Below are 18191 nucleotides of genomic sequence, written 5' to 3' on the forward strand. Positions count from 1 at the left end.
GTATCCCTTGTCTTAATTATCGGTAGAATCGAGCGTCTCAATCGACATGGAGTCAACGACAAAAAATGGCGGCCGGTTCGGTCGTATGATCTCTCCGGGATTGTAGGACTTGCTCTGGATATGGGATTGGGGATGTTGCATCGTGAGCGTAGTTATCCCTTTATTATCCTGTGTGGCGGAAACATGGGAGTTGCGATAGCTGAGTGTATCCCCGTCGATGACGAGGATCTGCTCGTTGCACACCGGACATGTATACACCGCGTCCTTGATTCCCACCTTATGAGAAGAGGTTTGTTTCTGCGACTGTGAATGAGAGAAATCTTGCGACTCTGACATCGAAATTCCCTTTCTTTCTTAAATAGAAGTATCCTTCAATATTGACGAATTATTATATATAGCTTTAAACGCGTCAAACGCTAATTTCTTGCCCATGCGTTAGAATGTGTTTTACCCCATCATTGTGGGACGCGTGGATGCCTCCACACGCGCGTCCGCACTGGTTTTGTATGTTGGTGCGGCAGGGGCGCGGCCGCGCCCCTGCCGCACCAACATACAAATTGACTTGTAAGCACCTGGGGTGCACAAAAATCTAGAATGGGAAATTCCATTATTCTGTGTCCAGGGGGAGATGAAACCAGAAGGTGGACCCTTTGCCGGGGGTACTCTCAACATCTACCGTGCCGTGGTGCTGCTCAATCAGGATCTTGCACAGATAGAGACCCAGCCCCAATCCTTTCTCGGTGCCGCTTTGGACCGGAACCTCCTTGACCTGGTGAAAGCATTGCCAGATCTTCTCTCGCGCCTCTGGCGAAAGGCCGGGCCCCTGATCTCGTACCCAGACATGGGCCATGTGGTTCCGCACGTATATTCCTGTGGTAACCGGCTGCTCCGCGCGCGAATAGCGCAGGGCATTGGTCAGGTAATTCGTGGTGACCTGTTGAATGCGGGTAGGATCGACCATGACGGGAATCGGGTTATCCTCTGCTACTTCGAACAGGAGTTGTCGATCGGGGGCGATGATGCGCAGATCCTCTACGGCTTCACGGACGATGGGGACCAGGTTGCAGCGGCGCAAGGACAGGGTGAGGGTGCCCGTGGTGATGCGGGAAATGTCGAGCAGATCATTTACCAAACGGGTCTGGATATCAACCTGCCGCACCCCTTCAAGCAGGGATTCGTGGGTGTCTGCCAGCAAAGCGGCTACCTCGGGTGTGACCTGATCGGTGCGCCTGATGAACCGCTTGAGACGCCGGTTGATCAATTGAAGCGTCCCCTTCAGGGCGGCCAGTGGAGTGCGGAGCTCATGCCCGGTGATCCCTAGAAAAATATCTTTTTGCCGTTCCGCCTCCTTGCGCGCGGTTTGATCGAGCACGAAGCACAAAAACTGTGGCGCGGCCCCTTCCCGGCGGAAGAGCGCGCGTCCGATGAGCACCGGGATGCGCCTTCCATCTTTGCCCAGATATTCTTTCTCATAGGGTCGCGCGGCCCCGGTTTGCAGGGCTTCCTCGATGGCCTCGCTGTCCCTTTGTTGCGTTTGCTCAGAGGTGATGGCGCTCCACGTGATCTGCTCGGTTTCGAGCTCAGCACGCGTATAGCCCAGGAGCGCGAGAAAGGCATCATTGGCGTCAAGGACGTTCCCCTGTTCATCGGTGGTGATCATGCCGATGATGTTTGATTCACGCAGTCGCTGGAAGCGGGCCTCGCTCTCGCGCAGCGCTTCTTCCACCTGCTTGCGCTCGCTGATGTCGTGTAGATAGATGGCGAGCCCTTCTGGTTGGGGGTAGATATGAGCCTCGACCCAGATCTTGAACACGGGATGGAAGCCCTCGAAATGCATTGTCTGTCTGTTCTGCATCGCCGCGCGGCAATGGTCTTCAAAAGGGGTGCCAAGGAGTGCAGGGACGACGTCCCACATGCATTTCCCCAGTAACTCTTCCTGCGTCTTCCCATGCAGCGCTGCCAGGCGTCGGTTCACATAGCGGTAGTGCCACTGCGCATCGAGGGAGAGAAAAGCATCCGTGATGCTCTCGAGGATGGTGTTCACCTGGTCGCTGGCTTGCTGAATCTGGGCTTCCCGCTGCTTGCGTTCGGTAACGTCGACGGTGGCGCCGATGACCTGGATCGGTTCCCCCGCCTCATTGCGGCTGACGCGCGCTTGATCGGCCAGCCAGTGGACGCTACCATCAGGCCAGACGACCCGATAGTCTTTCTTATATTCTCGCTTTCCAGCGAGTGCCTGCGTATTGATGCGGTGCGTAAGCTCGCGATCATCGGGGTGCAGCAATTTCAGAAAGACCTCGTAGCTAACGGGGGTGCCGGGCGCAAGGCCAAAGAGGGCTCGTTTCTGGTCGTTCCAGACCAGTTCGCCGGTGAGGAGATTCCAGTTCCAGGTGCCGACGCCGGAGGCCTGGAGGGCCAGCTGCACCTCTGCCTCGCCCATATCCCTCGCCGCTTCCTGTTGACCACAGACAAGGATCTCATCGAGCGCGCCAGTGGTATCGCGCACCGGGATAAAGTGCAGGCGCGTCAGAGCATAGGCATGAGCGCCCTGAAGAAGGCGGCATGTCAGTTCACGAGGTTGTCCGTTCGCCACACTTTCCGTAAATGCTTCATCCACCAGAGGATGATCGAGCGGATGAATGGCTGCCAGCCATCCCCTGTCTTGATAATATTGTCGTTCTGAAACGGTTGGCCAGCGAGAAATCGTTGATTGCATCTCTCCCGCTGTGCTCAGGACCCCGAAGACATCGAATATCTCCCGGATGAGCGCACGCAACCGTGCCGAATCCTGTTGTTTAAGAGGATAGCGAAGCTTTGCATCCATAGGTTTTTCTTCTCTGTTGTAAAGAATAGGTTTCGGGCTTCTCGCAGGTGCTATGCATGTCATCCTATCATGCAGATCGAAGGAGATCAAACACAGCAACCTGGCCGGGCGCGCGAATCCTCTTCCCGGAAGCAATGACCTCTGGAACTTGCCCTATCCATGGCGGGAAGAGCTAGAAGAGGCGCATCTGCTCTAGTCCTGCGTCTGGCTCGTCGGGCTGCCAGTTGAGGGGAGGGAGTGAGATGTGGGTGCGCACGCGCTGGTAGAGCTCAAAGGCGATGGAGGGCGAGTGTACCTCGTAGGGGCAGTGGCAAAAGGCGTAAATGGTCAGCCCCTGCTTATACCAGTCGGCGAGCTGTTTGGCCCAGTAGTCGAGCAGAGGGGCGTTGACCTGCATCTTGGGATGGCCGATGTAGCGCACGAAGGCGAAGTCGCTGGTGGTGGTGATGTGGACGGGCAGGTGGGGCTTGCGTTCGCGGGCCTGCAGCTCCTTCTGCTCCTTTGGTGTGCCGGTGCGGATGGGGCGCGTATCCATGATGACGCGGGCGGCGTTGTGGGAGCGCAGCAGCTCGTCCAGCGCGTTGGCCTGCGGTTCCTCATAGAAGTCGGGATGGCGCACCTCGACGGCTAGCTTCAGATCGGTGGGCCAGAAGTCCAGCCATGCCCGCAGCTGCTCGATCTGCGCGGGACCAAAGTGCGGCGGCAGTTGCAGGAAGATGGGTCCCAGCCGCTCCCCAAAGACGCGCATGCGCTCCACAAAGGCCAGCGTCTCGCGTTTCTGCTGCGAGAGCAGCCCCTCGTGGCTGATGCTGCGCAGCACCTTGGGACAGAAGCGGAACGTCGCGGGAGTCTCCTGCGCCCAGCGCGCCACTGTCTCGGCCGAGGGTAGGGCATAGAAGACCGTGTTTCCCTCAACGGTCGAGAGCCTTTGAGCGTAGAGACGCAGAAAATCGTTGGCCGGCGTTTTGGCGGGAAAGAAATTTCCCAGCCATTCCTTATATCCCCACATCGGGCAACCGATATAAAACATAATGCACTGTGCTCCTTCTGTCGCTATCATCCCGCGCGAGCGATGTTCCAGGTGGATCGTTCTATTGTACCAAAAAGCAGCAGGATTATGGAAACACGTAGTTATCCATTCATCATAGTCAAGAGAAGTTGAGGATCGGCCTTAACTCAGCAGTATTATAATATAACGATCGCAATGCACTGATGTCCCCCTATCAGGCAATGTTACGTATAAAGAATGTAACTAAGTAGACGCCACAGCCTGATTACCTGATCAGGGGAATTGGTTGGAAATGTAAGCGAGTTCGCAGTTTGGACATCGAGGTACGTAGCTTGAAAGAGCGGATTGATCCTTCTCAGAAGTTGAGCGCATCCAGGCCGGGCCCGCGGTGGCCGGGACATGGCAACTTCCAGTAGAAGGAGGAACAGAGCAGATGCACAACAAACAGAACCTCCCCTCTCATGAGTGGAATTTCCTTGTCTATGGTGGTGAGATGGGTGCGGTGATGCGCGCCCATGACTGGTCCGCTTCGCCGCTTGGCCCGCCAGGGGGTGGTCGCCCTGCCTGAAGTCCGCCGTTGCCCTGATGCTGCCCACCGCTGTCCAGATCGTCTTATTCTGGGGTGAAGAGTATAGTGTGCTCTATAATGACTCCTACGCGCGCGGGATTGGGAACGAGCATCCACACCTGCTAGGGCGTTCCGCGCGCGAACACTGGGGCGAGCTGTGGGATGATGCAAGGCCGTTGCTCGACAGCGTGTACGAGCGCGGCCAGACGATTTCCACCAGAGAGTGTCCTTTTTCTCCCGAGCGATCCGGTTCCCCGGAATTCGTTTCCTGCGACACGACGTATTCGCCTGTGCGGGACGAAGATGGGGCCATCGCGGGTATTTTGTGTATCATCAACGAAGCGAGAGAACGTGTTCAGTCTGAGGCCCGGCAAAGACAGGCCGAAGCCATCTTGCGCGAATCGGAAGAAAAGTACCGCACAAAAACCGATATTGAGCAATTAGAACAGCTGGAGCAGCAGAAAAATGTCTTTCTTGGCGTGGTCAGCCACGAACTGAAAACGCCCGTCACCTCGGCGCAGGCCTTCTCTGAAGTGCTTGAGCAGCGCTTCCGCAGAGCGGGTGACGAAAAAAATGCCGTCCTGCTGGGAAAGATCCGCGTCCAGATGAACAAGCTTACGCTGCTTATCAGAGATTTGCTTGATCTGTCAAGATTTGATGCTGGCAAGCTGCAATTTCACGAAGAGTCCTTTCCTTTCGACGCCCTGGTTGACGACATCATTGAAGAGGTACAGAGCACCACCACGACGCATCACATTCAAGGGGAGGGAGAAACGTCCGCGACGATCTTTGGCGACAGGGAGCACATCGGGCAGGTGCTCACCAATCTTCTCACCAACGCGGTAAAATATTCGCCCGACGCCACCAAGGTCATCGTCACCATTTCCCACACACAGCACGAGGTAATGCTTTGCGTGCAGGATTTTGGGATCGGCATCGCCAGAGACAGGCTGCCACACGTCTTTGAGCGCTTTTTCCGCGAAACGGGGGCCCAGGAAGAGACCTTCCCTGGACTCGGCCTGGGACTCTACATTGCCGCCGAATTTATCCGGCAGCAATGCGGCACCATCTGGGCGACCAGCGACAAAGGGTCCGGCTCGACCTTTTGTTTTCGCCTGCCCCTCCAGCGCGCCAGATCTGATCATCCTTGACGTCTCCAGGTTGAAGGTATTGGGCGCAAGGGCCATTTATACTCATGAGGGTACGACGTATGGGAAGTCCTTGCTCCGCTGCTGCTGGGCTACGTCCGGCTTCAGCCCTGAGGGCACGGCCGTGTTTACCACCATGGACAGCATGGCTTCGGGCGCGTTATCGGCCAGTGGGCGGCCGTTCAGGATGGCGAAGCCGTAGGTGGCGGGCGTCCCGACCATGTATGGCAGGACGTCGGGGAACAGTTGCCGGGCCACGACGTGGCCATAGCCCTGAGGATCGTCGGAGGTGCCGCTGGCCGCGACGGCGGCGGCGATGAGCTCTCCGATGTACTTGCCGTCGGCGGCAAGGTCCTCGGACGGATGCCGGGTGTTGGCGGGATGGGTAAAGTGGGTATCGTCGGGCCAGAAAATTGGCCACATCATGGGGTGTCCGGCGCGATTGATCGGTCGCCAGCCGCCGGCGTCAGTGGCGAGTTTGGTGGCGCTCCAGACGCCAATGATGGCGCCGGGACGCAGTTGCGGGTGCTGGTGGGAGACTTCCAGCACAATGGACTCGACGCTGGTGCCGGCGAAGCTGTTCTGCGCCTTCTCTGGATGCCACCCCGACAGGTCGAGGGCGGTCCCTTTTCTCACCGCCGAGTTGACCATATCGAGCAGCGATAGATCGATATAGAACGGGTCGCTGATGCGCCCCGCCCAGAGTCGCGTGTTGGGCCCGCTGGCCGTTTCTCGGGTCCGGCCCTCAAGCACCAGTTCACCGGATGCCGAGTCATCGCGCGCGTCGTGGTCGGTGAGCGCGTGTAACCGCAGAGCCTGCCGTCCGTCCGCGTCTGCTTTGTCGAAGGATACCCGGTACGTCAGGGTTTCGAAATCAGCCCTGCCGAAGTGTATCTTGAACTCGTAGCGCGCCTCCGCGTGGAAGCCTGGCTGGACATGTGGTTCGGTGATATTCGAGTTGACGTCCATGATGAACACCGTGCTGTGGCTGCCGGAAAAGACATACAGGTCATTGATAAAGAGCTGACCATTCTGGCGTGCAAGTGGCGTATCCAGATGATGGGACATGTTTTCGTTCCTCCTTTTCTAAATCACTCTGGTGACACGCCCTTTGTATCAGCGACGTTGACACAGAAAAGCGACTCCCGTAGATTCGACCCTTGCGATCGATTTCCCCTTCCTACACGATTCTGTTTCTTATACACATGAATGTTTGCCTATATTATCCTCATGCCGTTCGCGCGTTCGATGGACATGATCGTACGTGGCGTGGAGGGGAAATCGACCGCAAGGGTCGAACCTACGATATCATCGCGCATATGAGCGAAAGGTGCTTATATATGATTTGAAAAGGTTTATGGATTTTTTATAATTAATTATATCTAAAAAGGAACAAATAATTGAAGGGCTTTTCAGATATCCGTGTATTCGGTGGTGTGGAGGAAGATCATGAAGGTTATGTCTATTATCGCTATCATGGGATGGGTGTTGCTGGCATCGGTGGGGCATACGGCGGGTCGTGCTGCTCCGGGGATAGGGGACAGTCCCAGGAGTAGCCAGATGCCTGATACCCATGCGTTGATTGTCAATTCTGGTTCGACGAACACGTGTCCCTATACCATTGATGTGACGCTCAATAGCTTCGCGACGTATACCGTGTGTCAGCGTCATGGCAGCGGGACCCTGGATGTCACGAAGACGATCAGCTTTTTTGACCATGTGCTCAAGGCCAGGCCATTGGATGAGCTTCCTTATAAGCCTTGTTTGAAGCCTATCAGCTATGCCACGGTGACCGATATCAGCTATGCGCAGCAGAAGTCGCCCGATATTTCGTGTCCCAGCCACGATTCTCGCGTCACCCAACTCTACGATGATGCCGTTTCGATCCAGAATGCGCTGGGGTTTTCAACCATCAGGCGGCCACAATCTCTTCCAGTGAATACCATTCAGGTTCCTGATTCTCAGAGCATGGTGGCACCGCGTTATGGGAAACAAACAGCTCATCATTGGTTGGCGGCCGGTTCGTTGGGGAGGAAGGAACGCCCATGTAGCGGCGACCTTCAACGGTCGCCTGGGACGCGAGCGACAGCGATTGCGTCCCACACGTCCCCGGCCGGTTCGGCTCCTCGTGGATGACACCTCGCCCCACCGCTACGAGCGTTCGATGGCGTTGTAATGGTGCGTGGCGCGGGGATCGTCGGCGGAGGTGCGACCAGCCGAGACCCAGGCGTAGCGGATGATGACGCCGCCGATCAGGACCATGATGGAGGCCACGATGTTGAGCGAGCGCGGCGTCTTGCGACCCGATAACTTCCAGAACAGGCGCAGGATCAGCGGTAGCTGTACGCCGACGCCGAGCGTGCCGACGTTGAAGAGCAGACCCGTTCTGCCGCTCATCAACGGCTTTCGCAGAGTCGATCCCAGGATCGCCGGCAGCGACGAGATCAGCCCGAGCTCGGTGGTTAACGCAATCAGCTCCCCGCGCTCCAGGCGCTCCAGCTGACTCTTTTTGGCTTCGTTCTGTTTTCCCAGGGAGAGGATGAAGGTCAGGGAGGCCAGGGCGCTGGAAATGCCCGATGTCAAAAAGAGCGGACCCAGGATGTGGCGCGCGCGTGCCCAGATCGGTACGGCGGTGGCCGCCAGCAGCACGCCCGTGTACGAGGCCACAAAGAGTCCGAAGAAGCTGCCGGTCACCTCTATCACTTTAATCGGCAGGGCGCGCAGGAGACGCACCGCCAGCGGCACGGGCAGCCAGTCCAGCAGACCATCGACCGCCGCCTGGTAAACCGCCGTGGCGCCGCAGAACAGGCCGAAGAGCGACAGGCCCCAGGTCCCCAGCGACATCGCCGAGCGCAGCTTGAGCACGCGCAGCATATGGAGGAAGCGCGTTGGTTTCCCAAGATCCCAGATCAACAGGATCGGGCTGACGATCAGACCCGCAAAAGATAGGTAGCGCCCGGTGCGCACCAGCTGATGATCCTCGCGCGCGCCCAGCAGGTCGGCCAGAGTCGATACCAGGTATGAGCCGCCGGCCAGGCCACCAAAGAAGAAGTAGAGGACGATCTGCCATTTCCAATGGGCTTTGTGGATCAGTGGCACGTCGTAGTAGGTTTTGGGCGTTCCGACCCATTCGATGGCGCGGCCCGCTGTAGGGCCGCCCAGGGAGGGGTTTATTATTCTGTCTCCGTTGCCGGAGGGCTGTATTGCATTCGCTTTTATCGTATCATCCATCGTTTTTTTCTCTCTCGCATGTTTCCGCTCTTTTCTTTTAGCCTCTCGCGCCGCCTGCGGCGGCGAAGAAAAATAAAAAAAGAAGCTTTTGTGGGGACACCCCACACCCCGGCAGGAGGGCCTCGCCGGCCCTCCTGCACCACCCGCTTGATTTACCTTTTCTTCTTGCGCAGCGATAGCGCCATGCTCACGGTCATGAAGGTGGCGGCTACGAAGCTGGCCACAAAGGCTGGCACCAGGTTATCCTGGGGCAGCTTTGGCTTTTCGGGCAAGTTGTAGGTGGATGGGCGCTCGGTGAGCAGGAAGAAGGAGTTGAGGTCTCCCACCGACGTATCCTCATCGACGCCGTAGAGGTAGGCGTTGGTGACGCCGCGCTCCTGCAGTACGCCGACGCGCTCTCTGGCCTTCTCGCGTAGCTCATCCAGGTTGCCAAACTTGATCGAGTCGGTCGGGCATGCCTTGGCGCAGGCCGGTTCGATCCCTATCTTCTGCCGATCGTAGCAGAGCGTACACTTCTGGGCGACGCCCCAGTGCTCGTCCTGCTCGATCACGCCGAAGGGGCAGGAGGGCACGCAGTAGCCACAGCCATTGCAGATGTCCGGCTGCACGTAGACATCCCCGAACTCGTTGCGAATAATCGCTCCCGTCGGGCAGGCCTCCATACAGCCAGCGTTGCTGCAGTGCTTACACACATCGCTGACCATCAGCCAATCGACGCTCTTGCCCGTCTCCTGCTTCTTGACGTCGTCTTGTTCGATGAAGGCCACGTGCCGCCAGGTCTCCGACGAGAGGTGCCTGGTATTATCGTAGCTCGTCCCCCTCCACTCGAAGCCATCGGCCGGTAGCTGATTCCATTGTTTGCAGGCGACCTCGCACGCCTTACAGCCGATACACAGCGACTGATCGGTAAAAAAGCCCATTGTTGTTGCCATCTATGCACCCTCTATCCTGTGTTCAGCGAACTCGCGCGCGACGATACTGCCATCCTCACCCTGGTGAGCGCGGCGACCGGCACGCATATTACAGCTAAATGACTTGGCATCGTGCATGCTCACATTGGGATCGGCCACCAGCAGCAGCAGATCGTTGGCGACATCTCCCTTGACGACGCCCTCAAAGGCCCAGTGGAACGGCAGGATAATCTGGTGCACGGTCTGCCCCGCGACGTGCAGTGGGCGAATGCGGTCGGTGACCAGCGCGCGCGCCTCCACCTCACCGCGTTTCGTCCAGATCGTAATCCAGTCGGCGTTCTTGACCCCGTGAATCTCCGCCAGCGCGGGACTGATCTCGGCGAAGAATGAGGGCTGCAGCTCCGAGAGCCAGGGCACCTGCCGCGACATGGCGCCACTCACGTGGTGCTCGGTCAGACGATTGGTAGTGATGGCATACGGGAAGTCGGGATTGACCGGTCCGTTATCCGGATTGTCGGGCCGCCGCCAGTATTTGACGATCGGGTTGGACTGGTAGCGCGGATAGAGCATGTTGCGCACCGGGGACTCCACCGGCTCGTAGTGCGTGGGCAGCGGTCCATCGCCGATGCCGGTCGGCGTGAACAGGCGTCCGACACCCTCGGTATTCATGGTAAACGGCGAGGCGCCAGAGTGGGCTTTGAGCTCGATGCCGCCGGGATCAGCCGGCGCGTCGGGCGACTTGCCCTCGGGGAAATCAGGGATATCCACGCCGGTCCAGCGTCCCCGCGAGCCGTCCCACCAGACGTATCTCTTGCGCTCCGACCACGGCTTGCCCTCGGGATCGGCGGAGGCGCGATTGTAGAGGATATGGCGGTTGGCGGGCCAGGTAAAGCACCAGTTCAGATTGGGATACTCGCCCTTCTCGCGCCGCTTGGACAGATTATTGCCCTCCTCGGGCATGATGCCACTGAAGATCCACGCGCCACAGGCCGTTGTGCCGTCGCGGCGCAGCTCGTTAAAGCCCTTGACCACGTGCCCATCGCGCACCGTATAGCCATTGATCTCCTTGACGATATCATCCACGATCGGCTCGCGCTGGCCGCTCTCCTCGCGGCGATAGGGCCAGTTCAGATTATTGACGGGGAGATCGCGCGGCTTCGTGCTATCCTTATAGTACTCCTGCAGGCGCTCATACAGCTCGGCCATAAACCAGTTCTCGGAGCGCGCGTCGTCCGGTGGATCGACCGCTTTCTCTCGATACTGGATCAGGCGCTGCGTATTGACGAAGCTGCCCTCTTTCTCGACGTGTGAGGCCGCCGGCAAGAAGATGACCTCGGTCGGGATATTCTTTGGATCGACGCCCGGACGCTTCCAGTAGGAGGCGCTCTCGATCTCATACAGGTCGCGCACCACCAGCCAGTCCAGCTTCTCCATGGCCGCGCGATGGAAGCCCGCGTTTACCCCACCGGCGGCGGGATTTTGTCCCAGCAGGAAGAAGCCCTTCATGCCGCCGTCCTTCATATTGACGAACATGGCCAGGTCCGAGAAATCGCCCGTCACCTTGGGCAGGTAATCATAGGCCCAATCGTTCTCTTTCGTCGCCGCGTCGCCGTACCAGGCCTTCATCAGGCTCACAAAGTAGTCTGGATAGTGCTCCCACCAGCCAGCCTCATTGTAGTTATTCTCCATGTATTTCTGGTAGTCGTATTCCTCGCGCAGCGCGCTGGGCATGGTCAGGTAGCCGGGCAGCAGATTGTAGAGGGTAGGGATGTCGGTCGAGCCCTGAATGTTGGCGTGTCCGCGCAGGGCCAGCACGCCACCACCGGGCCGTCCCATATTGCCCAGCAGCAACTGCAGGATGCCCGAGGTACGGATCATCTGCACGCCCACGGTATGCTGCGTCCAGCCGACCGAATAAGCCAGGCAGGCTGTGCGCTCGCGACCCGAATTACGCGCGAACGTCTCGGCGATCTTCAAGAAGATATCCTGTGAGATTCCGCACACCTGCTCCACCATCTCTGGTGTATAGCGGGCGAAGTGGCGGCGCAGAATCTGCATCACGCAGCGAGGATTCTGCATCGAAGGATCTTTCGCCACCTGGCTGGGATGCAGCTGGGGGAAGGTGCCCTGCCCCTCCTGGCCCTCTGGCGTCACATGCTCTGACTTGGAGCCCTTGCTGGGTCCCACCGTGCTCGCATAGTCACCGGCCGGCTTACGCTGTTCCCCTTCCTCCGACATCTTATACTGCCAGCTCTTGGTGTCGTACATCAGATGCTCTTCATCCAGGCCAGAAAAGACCCCTTCCAGGTCTTCGGCGTCCCGGTAGTCGTCGCCTACCATGTACGTCGCATTGGTATATGCTTCCACATATTCTTTGAAGTACAGCTCATTTTGAAGCACATAATTGATCAGGCCGCCCATGAAGGCGATATCGGTGCCCACGCGAATGGGGGCATAGAGATCAGCGAACTGCGAGGTACGCGAGAAATGAGGATCGATGTGGATGATCTTCGCGCCCTTCTCCTTCGCCTGCACGATATGACGGAAACCGACAGGATGGCTCTCAGCGAAATTACTCCCGATGATCAGGATGCAATCGCTGTTGGGCATGTCCTGTAGACAGGTCGTAGCGGTACCACGACCAACGCTTGCGCCGAGACCCGGCACAGAGGCGCTGTGTCATATACGGGCCTGGTTCTCGATCGCCACCATGCCAAGTGAGTGGAATAGCTTGGTGATCAGATAATTCTCTTCGCTATCCAGCGTCGCTCCGCCCAGCGAGCCGATCCCCAGCGTATGGTTCAAGGTGCGCCCCTGTTCGTCCCGCTCGCGGAACGTCTCCTCGCGCGTCTCATAGGTCAGCTGCGCCACGCGAGCCATTGCCCATTCCAGTGAGCGCTCCTCCCACTCCGTCCCATACGGTCGGCGATACATCACCTTCGTGCGCCGCCGCTCATTCATCGCCAGCTGATAGCTGGCCGCCCCCTTTGGGCACAGGCAGCCACCATTGATCGGGCTATCATAATCGCCCTCGATGTCGATGACCTTATTGTCCTTCACATAGACGCGCTGCCCGCAGCCCACGGCGCAATACGGACACACGCTCTTCACCATCTTCGCCCCATCGATGCGCGGGCGAAGATTCTTGCTGCGTTCACTGAGTGGATTCGGGACAGCCCCGACATGACTCTCCAGAGTTTCAGCCACATGCTTTGGAGAGAGACGCCCAGCCATGCGACCAAAGAGCGTAGCGAAAACGGCCATATCCTCTTCCTTTCCAGGATAACTCTCCACAGAGAGAAGACACCTGCATACCGCCATCAATACAGGTGAGCAGGCCACCGCTAACAGGCGGCCCCATATAGCTGCCACGAATAGAGAGAGAAAAGGAATACAGCGGAGCCCAAATCTCCCGTCCACTACGTCTGAACCGACGACGGCAGATCTTTTGCTCATGATCTACATGAGAGTAGATCATGAGCAATAAATTACGGTGTAATGTTTTTTCAGGGCATGTAAGGGGTGCGAGCCGGTGATACCTCTCGACTGGCGGAGCGCACTTCAAAGAAGTGCACGCAGTAGAGGACTCCGATCACGATCGCGTAAATTCCGATCAGTAAGGTTACGGTAAGTATTCCAGTGGCTGGCCGCGCGGCGAGCAGTATGCCGAAGACGACCGAGGCTAACCCGGTCAGAATCAGCAACCCGGCATGTAAACCTCTCATCGGGAATAGGAATGGGGCAGTGAATTCAATAATGCCGGTCGTAATGGCCCAGGCAGCCAGCAGGAAGAGGAATGCGAGGGCGGTGATTCCAGGCCAGGCCAGCGTTACCACGCCAACCAGGACTGCCAGGATTCCCTCACAGAGATGCAAGCCCCAGCCGTGCACATCTCTGTTCTGCAATGCTGACGCTCCCGCTGCGGCTCCACTGATGATGGCAAAGATGCCGAACAGAATCACCAGGGTGGAGAGAGTCAGTCTCGGCCAGACCAGGGTGATGATGCCGAAGACAATGGCGGCAATGCCGCGAACCAGAAACATCGTACTGTAGTTCTTCATAAGCTGTTGCATGTTGGTCCTCCTTGTTGCGGATTGATGATGAAAAAACGGTAGACCAGTGCACACATGTCTTTATTACAGTTGAGGACTCATTCCCCAAACACAAAATAGTCACGACCTCCATGATACTTTTGTGACATGAGCGATGGTTGATCGTGTCCCCACGAAGTTCGAATCTACTACTCTGTCAGCCTTCAATTGATGGAAGAGTGGGGATGCAAGGGGCGGCTAGCCCCTTGACTGGGGGCTCGGGGGCTGTGCCCCCGGCAACTCCTCCCCTCTCGCCCGCGTAGCGGGCGAAATCCATCAAACGAAGTTTGACAAAGCACTACGGCGCGGGGATATTTTAGGCGTGCGCCAGGGGGAGATTGAACCAGAATGTGGCCCCTTTTCCGGGGATACTCTCAACATCTACCGTGCCGTGATGCTGCTCGATGAGGGTTTTGCACAGATAGAGGCCCAGACCCAATCCTTTCTCGGAGCCGCTTTGTAGGGGGACCTCTTTGATCTGATGAAAGCATTGCCAGATTTTTCCTTGCGCCTCTTTTGGAAGGCCGGGCCCACTATCTCGTACCCAGACATGGGCCATGTGGTCTCGCACGTATATTCCTGCGGTAACTGGTTGATCTGCAGGCGAATAGCGCAGGGCGTTGGTCAGATAATTCGTGACGACCTGTAGAATCCGGGTGGGGTCGACCATGACCGTAGCTGATATGTCCTGCGGTGGTTCGAACGAGATTTGCCGGTGAGGAGCGATGAGCCGGATATCATCTACGGCTTCACGCACAATGGGGACCAGGTCGCAGTGTTGGAGTGACAGGTTGAGCGTGCCGGCAGTGATGCGTGAAACGTCGAGCAGATCATCTACTAAACGGGCCTGGATGTCAACTTGCCGCACCCCTTCAAGTAATTGTTCCTGGATATAGGCGAAAAAAGAGGCCATTTCGGGCGTGATCTGATCCGTTCGCTTGATGAAGCGCTTAATACGCAGACTGATCAATTGCAACGTCCCCTTCAAGGCGGCCAGTGGGGTGCGGAGCTCATGTCCGGTGATGCCGAGAAAGATATCTTTTTGCCGTTCCGTCTCTTTCCTCGCAGTCAGATCGAGCACGAAGCACAGAAATTGCGGTGGCGCTCCTTCGCGGCGGAAGAGGGCACGCCCGATGAGCACCGGAATGCGCCTCCCATCTTTGCCCAGATATTCTTTCTCATAGGGTCGCGCGGCCCCGGTTTGCAGGGCTTCCTCGATGGCCTCATGGTCTCTTTGCTGCGTTTGCTCAGAGGTGATGGTGCTCCACGTGATCTGTCCCGCTTCGAGCTCAGCACGCGTGTAGCCCAGGAGCGCGAGAAAGGCATCGTTGGCTTCAAGGACATTCCCCTGTTCATCGGTGGTGGTCATGCCGATGATGTTTGATTCACGTAGTCGCTGGAGGCGGGCTTCGCTCTCGCGCAGCGCTTCTTCCGCCTGCTTACGCTCGCTAATGTCATGTATATAGATGGAGAGCCCATCAGGTTGAGGGTAGACATGAACCTCGACCCAGATCTTGAACACGGGATGAAAGCCCTCGAAATGCGTTGTCTGTCCGCTCCGCATCGCCGCGCGGTAATGGTCTTCAAAAGGGGTGCCAAAGAGTGAAGGGACGACGTCCCACATGTATTTCCCCAGTAACTCTTCCGGCGTCTTCCCATGCATCGCTGCCAGGCGTCGATTCACATAGCGGTAGTGCCACTGTGTATCGAGGGAGAGAAAGGCATCAGTAATGCTGTCGAGAATGGTGGATATCTGGTCGTTGGCCTGCTGAAGCTGCGCTTCCCGCTGTTTCCGTTCAGTAATATCGACGGTGGCGCCGATAACCTGGATTGGCTTCCCCGCCTTATTGCGTCTGATGCGTGCTTGATCAACAAGCCAGTGCACGCTCCCATCAGGCCAGATAACTCGATAATCCTTCTTATATTCTTGTTGTTCTGTGAGAGCCTGCTGATTGAGCTGATGCGTAGGTTCGCGATCGTCAGGGTGGAGTAAGTTCAGAAAAAGCTCATAGGTGATGGGTGTCCCGGGTGGAAGGCCAAAGAGGGCCCGTTTCTGGTCGGTCCAGACGAGCTCATTGGTGAGAAGATTCCAATTCCACGTACCGACGCCAGAAGCCTGTAGGGCCAGTTGTACCTCCGCCTCATCCATGCTTGTTGTCTGTTCCTGCTGATGAAGATGAGCCATCGGAACTCTCCCGGGTTAATGCTACTTGTAATCCTTTCCATCGTATCATGCGCTGTAAAGGGCTATCAAACACAGCGATCGTCGGTGCCGGTCTCACCCCGGCATAGCCGCGAACGAAGCAATGCGGCCCTCTCTACTATGTTATTCCAGGCTGAGGACGACTTTCCCTCGGACCCGTCCACCCTCGACCAATTGATGCGCTTGAGCGGCCTCTTTCAGCGGAAAGATCGCTTCAAGGTGCGTCTTTACCAGGCCCGCGTCAAAGAGCGGTGCCATCTGCGCTACTGTTCTCCCGAGGGGTGGACCGGCTTAAAACCGAACTGCTCTTCATTCAAGTGATACGCATCTGGATTGATCAGCAAGAGCCGGCTAGCAGTGGATGGCTGGCGGCATTGGGTAACCCGCCTATTGCAGCCGCGCTTGGCCTACTGCATCAATATCCCGCACGCGCATGGACGGTTGAGGATCTGGCTAGTGAGGTTGCCCTCTCGCGTTCAGCGTTTTCAGCTCGCTTTACTCAACTGGTGGGGGAGCCACCTATGAGGTATCTCACGCGTTGGCGCATGCATACAGCAACGCGCATGCTTAAAAGCGGCATAACAATGGAGACAATCGCCTCGCAGCTCGGCTATGCTTCGGAAGTTGCTTTTCGCAAAGCGTTCCGGCGAGAAATAGGCGTGCCTCCAGCGCGCTATCGGAAGACGACGTAGGTTCGACCCTTGCGGTCGATTTCGGGGGATGTTCCCAGTCGTTCTAAGATGAGAAAGGAAGACGCGAACACATGTCTGTTCGCGCACCTATGAGATGAATTTCGTCACGCTTATCCAGCATGCGTCAGATCCCCAATGGCAGGCGACTACGTTGGCTGCGGTGCCACAACTCTCCACTCAAGAAGGTGAGCAGCTTATCAGTCAGTTGCTCCAGGACGGCGACAAGGATGCGCTACAGCGCACCCGTCTCTACTTTCTGGCTGCCGCCTGTATGGATCTCATGACACCGCCTGCCAGCAGCGGGACCTCCGCCACAATAAAATACTCACGGGAGGTCCAAAGGCGTCTCAACAAGCTGCTGCCGCCGAAAAATGTTAAGGAGGCTGATGCTGCACCTGCCCATGCTCCAGAAGGTCAAGATTGGCAATATTTATCTCAACACAGACCTGCCCGGCCTGAAAGAACTGCGTGACATGCCTGGCATCGAAATCGATGACTCGCCGCATTAAGCCAGGGCTTCTCTCCGACGTGCCCTGGCTGCTTGGCTGGTGCTGTCACTTTGGCTCCCGGACCAAACGTGGAAAGGAACAGAAACCCATATCCTACGTCAATGACGTTATGTAAAGATGAGCTTTAAAGGGAGGAGCGTAATGCCACAGTATAGTACTGTTAGCAGTAAGGATACCGGGATCGTCTTTATCGATCCGCAGAATGATGTCTTGAGCGAGAAAGGTCTGGCGTGGCAGCTGGTTGGTGCCAGTGTCAGGGAAAACAAGACGATTGAGAACATGGAGCGTATCTTTCGAGCTGCAAAGGAGGGTGGGTTTGAGGTGTTTATCTCCCCCCACTACTTCTATCCGACCGACTATGGCTGGAAAATTAACGATCCCCTGGAGAAGGACGAGCTGGCTGAAAAAATGTTCGCCCGTCGTGGCGTCTTAAACCTTGAAGGATTCGCTGGATCAGGCGCTGATTGGTTGGAACGTTTTAAACCCTATATTGAGGATGGGGAGACTATCATTGCCAGTCCGCATAGAATCTGGGGTCCGCAAACCAACGACCTCGTCCTCCAACTGCGCAAGCGTGGCATCAGCAAGATCATCCTTGGTGGGATGCTGGCCAACATATGCGTAGAATCCCACCTGCGTGAGTTTCTGGAGCAAGGATTCGAGGTCGTCGTTGTTAGAGATGCAACGGCCGCCCCACGTCACCCTGAATGGGGTGATGGATATACAGCGGCCATCATCAACTATAAGTTTCTTGCGCATGCAGTACTGACAACTGATGAAGTTGTCGCCGCGATGAAGAAACCAGCAGCCGTGCTACAAAAAAGCACTTAGATCTGAGCCATTCCCCCATCGACGAAGAGCTCGATCCCATTCACAAAACTGCTGTCATCAGAGGCAAGAAACAGGATGGCTTTGGCGATTTCGTCAGGATCAGCCATGCGTCCCAGCGGTATATCTTTGGCCTTGCACACCAGTAGATTACTCTATCCGCCGATGCGTTACAAT

Annotated in this window: 15 protein-coding genes and 2 pseudogenes; 6 read left to right on the forward strand and 11 right to left on the reverse strand. The window is 57.0% G+C overall.

Annotation, left to right across the window (positions count from 1 at the left end):
- Positions 1–12: 12 nt before the first annotated feature.
- From AABA21_RS34905 to AABA21_RS34915, 3 genes are all read right to left on the reverse strand, one after another.
- Positions 13–336 (reverse strand): hypothetical protein, encoded by a 324-nt coding sequence (locus tag AABA21_RS34905; RefSeq protein WP_338257361.1) that lies wholly within the window; start codon positions 334–336, stop codon positions 13–15.
- Positions 337–607: 271 nt separating this feature from the next.
- Complete coding sequence (locus AABA21_RS34910) at positions 608–2824, reverse strand: PAS domain-containing sensor histidine kinase (RefSeq protein ID WP_338257363.1); 2217 nt, start codon at positions 2822–2824, stop codon at positions 608–610.
- A 172-nt stretch (positions 2825–2996) separates the two neighbouring features.
- The gene (locus tag AABA21_RS34915) at positions 2997–3854 is read right to left on the reverse strand and encodes a DUF72 domain-containing protein (protein WP_338257365.1); all 858 of its coding nucleotides are present in this window, start codon (positions 3852–3854) and stop codon (positions 2997–2999) included.
- A gap of 412 nt (positions 3855–4266) precedes the next feature.
- Between AABA21_RS34915 and AABA21_RS34920 the strand changes: the two genes are divergently transcribed.
- Positions 4267–4401: a hypothetical protein gene (locus AABA21_RS34920; RefSeq protein WP_338257366.1), complete on the forward strand. Its 135-nt coding sequence runs from the start codon at positions 4267–4269 to the stop codon at positions 4399–4401.
- A 68-nt stretch (positions 4402–4469) separates the two neighbouring features.
- Positions 4470–5552, forward strand: a complete 1083-nt coding sequence (locus tag AABA21_RS34925) for a PAS domain-containing sensor histidine kinase (RefSeq protein ID WP_338257367.1) — start codon at positions 4470–4472, stop codon at positions 5550–5552.
- 42 nt (positions 5553–5594) lie between these two features.
- Here the strand turns inward: AABA21_RS34925 and AABA21_RS34930 are convergent, their stop codons facing one another.
- Positions 5595–6617 carry a DUF4331 family protein gene (locus tag AABA21_RS34930; protein ID WP_338257368.1) on the reverse strand — a complete coding sequence of 341 codons (1023 nt, stop codon included), beginning with the start codon at positions 6615–6617 and terminating at the stop codon, positions 5595–5597.
- Positions 6618–6998: 381 nt separating this feature from the next.
- Between AABA21_RS34930 and AABA21_RS34935 the strand changes: the two genes are divergently transcribed.
- On the forward strand, positions 6999–7685 hold the full coding sequence (locus tag AABA21_RS34935; RefSeq protein ID WP_338257369.1) for a hypothetical protein: 687 nt from the start codon (positions 6999–7001) through the stop codon (positions 7683–7685).
- A 15-nt stretch (positions 7686–7700) separates the two neighbouring features.
- Here AABA21_RS34935 and nrfD read toward each other — a convergent pair whose 3' ends face one another.
- The 6 genes from nrfD to AABA21_RS34965 form a co-directional block, all read right to left on the reverse strand.
- A complete protein-coding gene (gene nrfD, locus AABA21_RS34940; RefSeq protein WP_338257370.1) occupies positions 7701–8780 on the reverse strand; it encodes an NrfD/PsrC family molybdoenzyme membrane anchor subunit in 1080 nt (359 codons plus the stop codon).
- Positions 8781–8932: 152 nt separating this feature from the next.
- Entirely contained in the window at positions 8933–9712 is a 780-nt protein-coding gene (locus AABA21_RS34945) for a 4Fe-4S dicluster domain-containing protein (RefSeq protein ID WP_338257371.1), read from the reverse strand.
- The gene (gene fdh / locus AABA21_RS34950) at positions 9713–12925 is read right to left on the reverse strand and encodes a formate dehydrogenase (RefSeq protein ID WP_420917246.1); all 3213 of its coding nucleotides are present in this window, start codon (positions 12923–12925) and stop codon (positions 9713–9715) included.
- A gap of 272 nt (positions 12926–13197) precedes the next feature.
- Complete coding sequence (locus tag AABA21_RS34955; protein ID WP_338257373.1) at positions 13198–13764, reverse strand: HdeD family acid-resistance protein; 567 nt, start codon at positions 13762–13764, stop codon at positions 13198–13200.
- Positions 13765–14098: 334 nt separating this feature from the next.
- A complete protein-coding gene (locus AABA21_RS34960; RefSeq protein ID WP_338257374.1) occupies positions 14099–15967 on the reverse strand; it encodes a PAS domain-containing sensor histidine kinase in 1869 nt (622 codons plus the stop codon).
- Between the two features lie 141 nt (positions 15968–16108).
- Positions 16109–16243 (reverse strand): zinc-binding dehydrogenase, encoded by a 135-nt coding sequence (locus AABA21_RS34965; protein ID WP_338257375.1) that lies wholly within the window; start codon positions 16241–16243, stop codon positions 16109–16111.
- A gap of 29 nt (positions 16244–16272) precedes the next feature.
- On the opposite strand from AABA21_RS34965, the pseudogene AABA21_RS34970 reads away from it, so the two are divergent.
- From AABA21_RS34970 to AABA21_RS34980, 3 genes and pseudogenes are all read left to right on the forward strand, one after another.
- Positions 16273–16677, forward strand: a pseudogene (locus tag AABA21_RS34970) (helix-turn-helix domain-containing protein); the annotation flags it as partial.
- 386 nt (positions 16678–17063) lie between these two features.
- Positions 17064–17186 carry a hypothetical protein gene (locus tag AABA21_RS34975; RefSeq protein WP_338257378.1) on the forward strand — a complete coding sequence of 41 codons (123 nt, stop codon included), beginning with the start codon at positions 17064–17066 and terminating at the stop codon, positions 17184–17186.
- A 141-nt stretch (positions 17187–17327) separates the two neighbouring features.
- Positions 17328–18017, forward strand: a complete 690-nt coding sequence (locus AABA21_RS34980) for a cysteine hydrolase family protein (RefSeq protein WP_338257379.1) — start codon at positions 17328–17330, stop codon at positions 18015–18017.
- On the opposite strand, the pseudogene AABA21_RS34985 reads toward AABA21_RS34980, so the two are convergent.
- Positions 18014–18151, reverse strand: a pseudogene (locus AABA21_RS34985) (SDR family oxidoreductase); the annotation flags it as partial. The gene AABA21_RS34980 and the pseudogene AABA21_RS34985 overlap by 4 nt on opposite strands.
- Positions 18152–18191 lie beyond the last annotated feature (40 nt).

The organism is Dictyobacter halimunensis (genome assembly GCF_036245075.1).

Excerpts from the sequence above, each read along its gene's own strand:
- AABA21_RS34915 (WP_338257365.1), bottom strand. The coding sequence starts at position 3,854 with ATGTTTTATATCGGTTGCCCGATGTGGGGATATAAGGAATGGCTGGGA.
- AABA21_RS34905 (WP_338257361.1), bottom strand. The coding sequence starts at position 336 with ATGTCAGAGTCGCAAGATTTCTCTCATTCACAGTCGCAGAAACAAACC.
- AABA21_RS34910 (WP_338257363.1), bottom strand. The coding sequence starts at position 2,824 with ATGGATGCAAAGCTTCGCTATCCTCTTAAACAACAGGATTCGGCACGG.
- AABA21_RS34945 (WP_338257371.1), bottom strand. The coding sequence starts at position 9,712 with ATGGCAACAACAATGGGCTTTTTTACCGATCAGTCGCTGTGTATCGGC.
- AABA21_RS34975 (WP_338257378.1), top strand. The coding sequence starts at position 17,064 with ATGCTGCACCTGCCCATGCTCCAGAAGGTCAAGATTGGCAATATTTAT.
- AABA21_RS34930 (WP_338257368.1), bottom strand. The coding sequence starts at position 6,617 with ATGTCCCATCATCTGGATACGCCACTTGCACGCCAGAATGGTCAGCTC.
- AABA21_RS34935 (WP_338257369.1), top strand. The coding sequence starts at position 6,999 with ATGAAGGTTATGTCTATTATCGCTATCATGGGATGGGTGTTGCTGGCA.
- AABA21_RS34980 (WP_338257379.1), top strand. The coding sequence starts at position 17,328 with ATGCCACAGTATAGTACTGTTAGCAGTAAGGATACCGGGATCGTCTTT.
- AABA21_RS34955 (WP_338257373.1), bottom strand. The coding sequence starts at position 13,764 with ATGCAACAGCTTATGAAGAACTACAGTACGATGTTTCTGGTTCGCGGC.
- AABA21_RS34920 (WP_338257366.1), top strand. The coding sequence starts at position 4,267 with ATGCACAACAAACAGAACCTCCCCTCTCATGAGTGGAATTTCCTTGTC.
- nrfD (WP_338257370.1), bottom strand. The coding sequence starts at position 8,780 with ATGGATGATACGATAAAAGCGAATGCAATACAGCCCTCCGGCAACGGA.
- AABA21_RS34960 (WP_338257374.1), bottom strand. The coding sequence starts at position 15,967 with ATGGCTCATCTTCATCAGCAGGAACAGACAACAAGCATGGATGAGGCG.
- AABA21_RS34965 (WP_338257375.1), bottom strand. The coding sequence starts at position 16,243 with ATGGCACCGCTCTTTGACGCGGGCCTGGTAAAGACGCACCTTGAAGCG.